1 protein-coding gene is annotated in these 1,341 nt (G+C 42.8%); it reads right to left on the bottom strand.

The window, feature by feature from the left end; genetic code table 11:
- Window positions 1–148 precede the first annotated feature (148 nt).
- The gene (locus Q0947_RS15165; RefSeq protein WP_299399786.1) at window positions 149–1,120 is read right to left on the bottom strand and encodes an IS110 family transposase; all 972 of its coding nucleotides are present in this window, start codon (window positions 1,118–1,120) and stop codon (window positions 149–151) included.
- Between the last annotated feature and the right edge of the window lie 221 nt (window positions 1,121–1,341).

The raw sequence follows: 1,341 nt of genomic DNA, 5'->3' as shown, positions 1-1,341 counted from the left end.
CAACAAAGAACTGAGGCAAAAAACAAGCCTATTCTCCATTAAATTTTGACAAATGTGTTCCTGGCATTGTTGAAGTGGAATAAATCTCCTTCGTCGTTTTATTTCCAATCCAACAAGCAATAGTCATCACCAAATTTGATGGCTCCGATTAATTGATCTTTAGCACTGACACATGGGCATCATCGTACGGGAGACCAGATTTCGCGATTGCAAAGCACTGTTTCAATAACTTATTGGCTACTGCAATGAGCGCCAATTTTTTACTCTTACCCTTGTTTACGATTCGGTCATATATCTCGCGGCACGCCATGTTGTACCTACAGGCATTGAAAGCACAAAGGAACAACAGGTTGCGAAGCTTCCTGTTGCCGACCTTACTGATCCTGCTACGACCGCGCACACGGCTTCCCGACTCTCGAATTGTAGGTGTAATACCAACATAGCTGCAGAGCTGTGCAGCGGTCTCAAACTTGGAAAACCCATCGGTTACCACTATCAAAAACAAGGCAGTCTTTGTGCCTATTCCCGGAACGGTAGTTAAAAGAGTGAGCTGCTGTTGCTGTTCCTTCTTTACAAGCGAGAGCAGGCGCTCCTCGATTCCATCAATCTCCCTGTCCAAGTGTTTTCTGTCCCGTTTCAGGGAACGGTAAACGAATTTGGAAGGTATCCCTAGGGTTTCTTCGCCGTGCAACTTGTTTTTGGTTGCTGTGCGCTTTTTAAGATAACTGTCCAATAAACGGAACAGTTGCAAACATTCCGCTTGCACGTCTGTCAAAGCATTATAGTGTGGTACTTCATTGGCAAGGGCATACTCGCAGATAGCTTTCGCATCGCTCTTGTCCGTCTTCACCTTGGCTAGCTTCATTTGTATGAAACGCTTTACGGACAACGGGTTGACAACCGATACCACTACGTTGTTCCTGTAAAGAAACTGTGCGAGCCTATAGTGGTAATAGCCGGTTGCCTCCATCACCACAATTGAATCTTTGGGAAGAATCTTTAGTAAGGAGTTAAATCCCTTTTCATCATTCTTGAACTGATCGTGGCCACTATTGCTACCGTGCAAATCAAAGACATCCTTGCTGATGTCAACTCCAAAAGTTTCCCTATATTTATTCATATCAAAACAATTTTTGAAAGAACCAGCTACTTGGGTCACAACAACTTGAAAACGAGATCTAGGTCTCACAGAACTGAACGTGATTGAAGTAGTAAAAGAGCGGGGATTATCAATGTTGCCGAAGTCTAAAAGCTTCAACGTGTATAGTAACCTTACTCCGCTCTTTTGTTCTTTCTGATTAATACTTAAAGTTAACTGATTTAGTAAAAATCAAACTTAAG

The organism is uncultured Gelidibacter sp. (assembly GCF_947500795.1).
In the GTDB taxonomy this organism is placed as follows: Bacteria; Bacteroidota; Bacteroidia; order Flavobacteriales; family Flavobacteriaceae; genus Gelidibacter.
The sequence above is the reverse complement of the archived record's forward strand: the minus strand, read 5'-3'. Positions and strand labels throughout refer to the sequence as shown.